The sequence below is a fragment of the Streptococcus orisasini genome (assembly GCF_001431045.1).
Classification (GTDB): domain Bacteria; phylum Bacillota; class Bacilli; order Lactobacillales; family Streptococcaceae; genus Streptococcus; species Streptococcus orisasini.
In genome coordinates this window covers 21,883-28,784 of record NZ_BCLE01000006.1, presented here as the reverse complement: position 1 = coordinate 28,784, position 6,902 = coordinate 21,883, and the positions used below count along the sequence as shown (strand labels likewise).

Here is a 6,902-nt window from a genome sequence, read left to right as displayed (position 1 = left end):
TGTGGAATTTATATGGCAATCTGCAGACTTTTTTACTGATCAAGGTAGGCAATTGGAGATTTGTCTACAGTCAAAAACCGCAGCTAAAAGCTTGCGGTTTTTTGTCAGGCTTAAATCTGGTTGATAACTAGCTAAATTCGTTTTGCTGTGTAGAACTTTTGAAATGTTATGAGGGCAGTACCGCGTCTTACAAGATTCACAGGTGCTGCTTTATTTTGGTACACTTTGTGAAATTTGACTGCGGGTAGGTGGTACCAGCCTTTGTTTTCTCGCTTTGACGATGCTCCTTTCTTTGTTTTAATCTAGTGTTCGACTTAAGCCTTCAGACTTTAAAACAGTGTCCTGTTTAGCACTGTTAATTCGAAGGTATTTTTTGCCTTCTACTAATACTATTCGCAATTGCTTTCATTTTTCATCTAAACTAAATGTGAACAGTCTAGTTTTATCCATTAGACCTTAGAAACAGTCCAAATGTGAACACAAGCTTGTGTTTTATTTGGTCTTTTTTTACGATTATGATAGGGGTATCATAAAAGTGTAGAAAATATATCCGTATAGAGGAGGAAGCGTAAATGGCTAATGTTAAAGACATTACAAGAGAATCATGGATTTTAAGCACTTTCCCAGAATGGGGAACCTGGCTTAATGAAGAAATTGAAGAAGAAGTCGTTCCTGCCGATAATTTTGCCATGTGGTGGCTGGGCAACTGCGGCGTTTGGATAAAAACACCAGGCGGTGCCAATGTTGTTATGGACCTTTGGTCAAACCGCGGAAAATCAACGAAAAAAGTTAAGGATATGGTGCGCGGGCATCAGATGGCAAATATGGCCGGCGTTCGCAAACTGCAGCCTAATCTGCGCGTGCAACCTATGGTTATCGATCCTTTTGCCATTAATGAACTCGACTACTATTTGGTTTCTCACTTCCACAGTGATCATATTGATATTAATACAGCAGCAGCCATTGTCAATAATCCAAAACTGGACCATGTTAAATTTGTCGGTCCTTACGAATGCGGTGAAATCTGGAAAAAATGGGGTGTGCCAGAAGATCGGATCGTTGTTATTAAACCTGGTGACTCCTTTGAATTTAAAGACATTAAGGTGACAGCTGTTGAATCCTTTGACCGGACTTGCCTAGTAACCTTGCCAGTTGAAGGTGCAGACCAACAAGACGGTGAATTAAAAGGCTTGGCTGTTACGGATGAAGAAATGGCTCGCAAGGCGGTTAACTACGTCTTTGAAACACCTGGCGGAACTATTTATCACGGCGCTGATTCCCATTTTTCAAATTATTTTGCTAAGCACGGCAAGGATTTCAATATTGATGTCGCTATCAATAACTATGGCGACAACCCTATCGGTATTCAGGACAAGATGACTTCTATTGATCTTCTTCGTATGGCTGAAAACCTGCGTGCTAAGGTCATTATTCCAGTGCACTATGATATTTGGTCTAATTTTATGGCATCAACTGATGAAATTTTAGCTCTCTGGAAGATGCGTAAAGAACGCCTGCAATATCAATTCCATCCATTCATCTGGGAAGTTGGCGGCAAATATACCTATCCGCAGGATAAGGACAGAATTGAATACCACCATCCGCGCGGCTTTGATGACTGCTTCGAGCATGATTCTAACATTCAGTTCAAAGCACTTCTGTAATGAATGTCATCTGTTTATGCTTCTGAGCTAAGAAAGTTTTGGTTCTTGCACACTTGTTTGAGCGGCAAAATCAAAGCAATGGTTTAGATGGCTGCCTTATCGTATCTATGCTTGTCAGCTCTGCAGTTCATAGGGCAGCTGTTAAAAATAACAGTTTATATCCGCATATCGTTTGATGTGTGGATATTTTTTAAAAGAAAGTGGCTTGCTTTCCTAAGATTTCTGGAAGAAGTAAGCGTTTTATGCTAAAATAAGGGTATCATTTATAAAGGAGAATATTATGTCAGATTTATCGGTGAACGCCATCCGCTTTTTGGGCGTGGATGCTATTGAAAAGTCTAAATCGGGCCATCCAGGTGTTGTTATGGGAGCTGCGCCTATGGCTTACAGCTTGTACACAAAACATTTAAGAGTCAGTCCTAGTCAGCCAAATTGGATCAACCGCGACCGCTTTGTTTTGTCAGCAGGTCACGGATCAATGCTCTTATATGCCCTCTTGCATTTGTCAGGCTATGAAGATGTGAGCATGGAAGAGATTAAGAATTTCCGACAATGGGGTTCAAAAACACCGGGTCATCCTGAGTACGGCCATACTGCTGGTGTTGATGTAACAACCGGTCCGCTCGGTCAGGGAATTTCGATGGCTGTAGGTTTGGCGCAGGCTGAGCGTTTCTTGGCGGCTAAATATAACCGTGAAGGCTATCCTATTTTTGATCACTATACCTATGTTATTGCTGGTGACGGTGACTTTATGGAAGGTGTTTCCGGAGAAGCTTCATCTTATGCTGCTAAACAAAACTTAGATAAACTGATTGTCCTTTACGACTCCAATGATATTTGTTTGGATGGTGAAACCAATGATGCTTTCACAGAAAATATCCGTGCTAGATATGAGGCTTACGGTTGGCATACCAGCTTGGTTGAAGACGGCACAGATGTTAATGCTATCAGTTTAGCCATTGAAGAGGCGAAAAGTGCTGGTAAACCAAGCTTGATTGAAGTGAAAACGGTAATCGGCTACGGGGCTCCAACAAAAGGCGGAACCAATGCGGTTCACGGTGCACCGCTCGGGGCTGAAGAAGTGGCGGCAACCCGCAAAGCTCTTGGCTGGGATTACGAACCTTTTGAAGTGCCTGAAGAAGTTTATGCCGATTTCAAAGAAAATGTTGCTGACCGCGGCGAAGCTGCCTATGCTGCCTGGTCAAATCTAGTTGGAGAATACCGACAGGCCTATCCTGAAGAAGCGCGTGAGGTTGAAGCCATTATCTCCGGTCAGGATCCTGTTGAAATCAAAGAAGCAGACTTCCCTGTCTATGAAGACGGCTTCTCTCAAGCGACTCGTAATTCTTCTCAGGATGCTATCAACGCGGCTGCGGCTGTGCTTCCTAACTTCCTTGGAGGATCAGCTGACCTGGCTCACTCTAACATGACTTATATTAAAGAAGACGGCCTTCAGGATGCTGACAACCCACTCAACCGCAATATCCAGTTTGGTGTGCGCGAATTTGCCATGGGAACTGTTTTGAACGGTATGGCTCTTCATGGGGGCTTGCGTGTTTATGGCGGTACCTTCTTTGTCTTCTCGGATTACCTGAAAGCTGCTGTGCGTCTGTCAGCTCTTCAAGGAGTGCCTGTGACCTATGTCCTTACCCATGATTCGATTGCTGTCGGTGAAGATGGTCCAACGCATGAACCGATTGAACACTTGGCTGGTCTGCGTGCTATTCCAAATCTGACCGTTTTCCGTCCGGCAGATGCGCGTGAAACACAGGCTGCTTGGCACTATGCTTTGACCAGCAAGACGACTCCAACGGCTCTTGTACTGACACGTCAAAATCTTAATGTTGAGGCGGGTTCTAGTTTCACTTCAGTTGCTAAGGGTGCCTATGTCACTTATGAAACGGCTTCTGACTTTGATACTATTTTGTTAGCATCAGGTTCTGAGGTTAATTTGGCTGTCAAAGCAGCTAAGGAATTGGAAGCACAAGGTGAAAAAGTGCGTGTTGTTTCTGTTCCATCAACCGAGCTCTTTGATGCTCAGTCTGATGACTACAAAGAAGCAATTTTACCAAGTTCAGTACGCCGCCGTGTAGCTATTGAAATGGCAGCTACCCAACCTTGGTATAAATACGTTGGTCTTGATGGCGCAGTTATCGGTATTGATAAATTTGGTACTTCGGCTCCAGCTGCAACAGTCATTGAAAACTATGGCTTTACAGTTGAAAATGTTGTTAATGTTGTCAAAAGCCTATAATCTTGTATCATAAAAACACTGAGGTCTTCGCAAACTGCGGAGGCCTTTTAATTTTACTGCCTTGTTGCCATAAATTTTAATTATGGCTGCCTATAAAGAAGCTTAATGGCTGAATCGGTTGATTTTAAAGGGGTTTACAGCTATAATTAAAACAATTAAATACATCATGCTGATAAGAAAAAGTAAAAGTTTGCCGCTAGACAGAGAGTCTTCGTTAGGTGTGAGAAGATTGGCCGTGCGCTTTGAAAATGGTCTTTGAGTGATAGCAGTCAAGGAAGTTTTTCTGAAACTGCTACGGGTAAGCCCGATACAGCTTTCCAGTATACCTAAGTGTACTGATGGAGTTGGTATTTGTGAGAATACCATGAATTCAAGGTGGTAACACGTTTTGACGTCCTTGCAGAGCAGCAGCTTTGCAAGGATTTTTTATAGCTTTGACAATCAAAATCATAGGTCTTGACTTTGCTTGAGGCTGGGACAAAAGTCTAATGTCATTACGATTTCGATTTTTGTCCCCCACTCTGCGGCTCATCGCCTAGTCTGATTTTGGTTTTCTTTGACTATTAGTTGGCTGATGTAAGAGGAGGATTTTTATGGGTGATACATTGAGAATACTTGTGGTAGTAGTGGCTGCGCTTCTCATCTTAGCAGGTCTTGCTGCTGTGCATAGGAAAAAAGCAGGGTTTACCCCTTTAGTTTTGCTGTCGCTGATTTTAGGAGCAGCTTTTGGCTTCATACTCCAGCTGATTTTTGGAACAAAAAGTCATGTTTTAGTTCAGGCGCTTGATTGGATTGGGATTGTTGGGAACGGCTATGTGTCGCTTCTTAAGATGCTGGTAATTCCCTTAATCTTCCTATCCTTGGTTGGGGCTTTTACGCAGCTAGAGGTAAAACAAAATCTTAAGAAAATTACCGGAGTTACCTTGAGTGTTCTGCTGGGAACAACAGCTGTCGCGTCTTTGCTGGGCTTTTTCTCTACCGTTCTGTTTCATTTGCAGGGCGCTAATTTTACCGGCAGAGCAGGCAAGGAGGCCTTGACAGCTATTCAGGAACACCAAGGTGAAATCAAAGGTCTCACGCTGCCCCAGCAGATTGTCAGTTTTCTGCCCAGCAATATTTTTGCTGATTTTTCCGGCAGCCGGGCGACCAGTACAATAGCAGTTGTCATTTTTGCACTTTTGGTTGGTTTTGCTTACCTATCCGTCCGAAAAAGTGATCCTGAGCATGCAGCGGTCTTTGCTAAGGGAATTAAAGCTCTTCAGCTGATTATCAATCGACTGGTTAGATTGGTTTTGGCGCTGACACCTTATGGAACCTTTGCTCTCATTACCAATACCATTGCGGTGAATTCTCTGGCCAGTATCGGTCATTTGGGACTGTTCATTGCAGCTGTGTATACGGCCTTGATTCTTGTCTTGCTTGTCCATACGCTTATCTTGTCCGCCCATAGAATTAATCCTGTTTTATATTATAAAAAGGCACTGCCGGCTTTGCTCTTTGCCTTTAGTTCACGCACCAGCGCTGGAACACTTCCTTTGAATGTCAAAATTCAAACAGAATCTCTCGGTGTCAGCCCGACAGTGGCCAACTTTGCTGCCAGCTTTGGTCTGACCATTGGACAAAATGGCTGTGCTGGTGTTTATCCGACAATTGTTGCCACTATTATTGCACCGACCGTTGGCCTTGATATTTTTTCATGGCAGTTTATCCTGATGCTTGTTCTGATTGATGTTATTGCCTCATTTGGTGTTGCCGGTGTTGGCGGCGGAGCCTTATTTACAACTTTGATCGTCTTAGGAGCCCTGAACCTTCCTGTAGCAACTCTGGGGGTCTTGATTGCCATCGATCCGATTGTGGATATGGGACGGACTTTGGTAAATGTCAATGACAGTATTTTAGCAGGGCTTATCACTGCTAAAAAGACCAATCAGTTGGATGAAACTATTTTAAATGACGCAGATGCTGTTCATTCTATTTAACAGATAGAAAGCCGTGCTTAGAGATAACTTTTTGGCTTATCATATGCCATTGATATATGTTATATTATTATAAAGGAGACCATTTTATGTCAAATGTATTAGCAGCCTATCAAACCCTAAAATCAGCTAAATGGGTGGATCTGACCCATCAAATAAATGCTCAAAGCCCGCATTTTCCACTCTTACCAGCTTTGGAGAAGAAGGATATTTTTACCTTAAAAGACGGCTTTCACGTGCAGCAGTTTTCTGTTGTCGGTCAATACGGCACCCATATTGATGCCCCTATTCACTTCGTAGAAGGCGGCCGCTGGCTGGATGAGATTGCCTTAAAAGATTTGCTTTTGCCTTTAATTGTAATTGATAAATCGCAGACAGTAGCCGCTAATCCTGATTATGAACTGACTAAAGAAGATGTGCTTGCCTTTGAAGCAGAGCATGGAGAGATTCCGTCAGGCAGCTTTGTGGCCTTTCGCAGTGATTGGTCAAAGCGCTGGCCAGATCAAGAAGCTATTCGTAACCTGGATGATCAAGGGGTGCAGCGTACACCTGGTTGGTCGCACGAGGCTTTGGAATTTCTCATCCATGAACGAAATATTTCAGCCTTGGGTCATGAGACTTTGGATACTGACAGTGGTGTCCGAGCAGCAAAAAACGGCCGTTTAGCCGAAGAATACTATGTACTGGAGCAGGATATTTATCAGCTTGAGGTTCTGGCCAATCTTGACCAAGTACCCGCAACAGGAAGCTTGATAGCTATCGCTTATCCGCATTGGGAAAAGGCCACAGGTTCACCGGTCAGGGCAGTCGCTATTTTACCGGAGTGAGCCTAGGAAAAGAGCAATTTAATAGAATATTAATAATAAGGAGGAAGATTTGCTTAGAATCTTCCTTTTTGAATATCAAACGACATTAATGTCGCTATTTTTTTAGGACTTATTTTCTTACAATGAGGTTATAGAACTTCAAAAAGCTAGATTGAATGATTTCACAAGATTATTTTTCTTG

4 protein-coding genes and 1 other annotated feature are annotated in these 6,902 nt (G+C 43.0%); all 4 genes read left to right on the top strand.

What is annotated here, in order from left to right; all coding sequences use genetic code 11:
- The first annotated feature begins 572 nt into the window (after positions 1-572).
- The gene (ulaG, locus tag SCSH_RS01245; RefSeq protein WP_057490092.1) at positions 573-1,664 is read left to right on the top strand and encodes an L-ascorbate 6-phosphate lactonase; all 1,092 of its coding nucleotides are present in this window, start codon (positions 573-575) and stop codon (positions 1,662-1,664) included.
- A gap of 280 nt (positions 1,665-1,944) precedes the next feature.
- Entirely contained in the window at positions 1,945-3,918 is a 1,974-nt protein-coding gene (gene tkt, locus SCSH_RS01240) for a transketolase (RefSeq protein ID WP_057490091.1), read from the top strand.
- Between the two features lie 160 nt (positions 3,919-4,078).
- Positions 4,079-4,320: a binding site (T-box leader), on the top strand.
- 191 nt (positions 4,321-4,511) lie between these two features.
- The gene (locus SCSH_RS01235) at positions 4,512-5,897 is read left to right on the top strand and encodes a cation:dicarboxylate symporter family transporter (protein WP_057490090.1); all 1,386 of its coding nucleotides are present in this window, start codon (positions 4,512-4,514) and stop codon (positions 5,895-5,897) included.
- An 86-nt stretch (positions 5,898-5,983) separates the two neighbouring features.
- Positions 5,984-6,721 (top strand): cyclase family protein, encoded by a 738-nt coding sequence (locus SCSH_RS01230; protein WP_057490089.1) that lies wholly within the window; start codon positions 5,984-5,986, stop codon positions 6,719-6,721.
- Positions 6,722-6,902: the final 181 nt, after the last annotated feature.